This is a genomic window from Streptomyces pseudoechinosporeus (genome assembly GCF_054783935.1).
Genome location: NZ_BAAGPS010000095.1, coordinates 1 through 890, shown reverse-complemented (window position 1 = coordinate 890; position 890 = coordinate 1). Strand labels below are relative to the sequence as shown.

2 protein-coding genes are annotated in these 890 nt (G+C 70.3%); both read left to right on the top strand.

The window, feature by feature from the left end; all coding sequences use genetic code 11:
• The coding region (locus ACYVO6_RS49355; protein WP_461073604.1) for a hypothetical protein at nt 1-375 on the top strand (375 nt) is incomplete at its 5' end.
• On the top strand, nt 372-890 hold a 519-nt coding region (locus ACYVO6_RS49350; protein WP_461073602.1), incomplete at its 3' end, for a hypothetical protein. The genes ACYVO6_RS49355 and ACYVO6_RS49350, both read left to right, overlap by 4 nt.

The window sequence follows — 890 nt, the reverse complement described above, 5'->3', positions numbered from 1 at the left end:
CCGACCGGCGGGACTCCCCAGCAAGGTCGCCCGCTGTCGGACATCTCCCTGCCCCATCGACTCAGGAGAACGTCTATGCGCATGTACATCGGCCATCAACAGGCCGTCTCCGCTGAGGACTTCGTGGAACTGGCTCTTGGCACCCCGGTTGAGCTGTGGCTCGGGGAAGAGAGCGAGACGGATGAAGAGCGCGCGGCCCGTCTGGACGCGGCGCGCGACATCCTCGCTGACCCCGAGTACCGCAACCTGCCGGACGACGTGGCCCGCATCGCCGCCGAGGTGATCGAGGCGCGCGCCCCGGAACTGTTCAACGTCGTCCCGCTGGCGCGCCCGGCCAGGCGCCGCCGGTTCTCCCGGAAGGGAATGGCGGCATGACGACCATGACCCCCGCCCCCGAGGTGCTGACCGACCACACCGGCCGGCCGCGCCCCGCGTTCGACATGCCGCTGAGCTACGAACAGGCCCGGTTGGGCCTGGCCTTCCACGAGGCCGGGCACGCCGTGCTGTCCATGGCCTACGGCATGCACGTCATCACCAGTGAGGTCATCGCCTGGCAGCCGGAGCCGGGCCGCTGGGCGGTCACCGGCAACACCGCATGGCAGGCGCAGGACACCAACCCGTGGCACCTGGCCGCAGAGAGCGCGGCCGGAGAACTCGCCCATGTGCAGTACCTGATGGCCTACGGCCTGTGGACGCCGGAGCGGGCCGCCGCCTGCGCCTCCGCACATGACCGTGAGCTGGCCATCGACCTTCTGACGCAGTTCGGTTACCGGCTCGGTCGCCACGACGTCCCCGAGGGCGGCAAGTCCTGGGGCATGGTGCGCGGCATGGCCCGCCGCAAGATCGGCTATCTGTGGCGCGAGATCCGCACCGTGGCGCACGCCATGGAC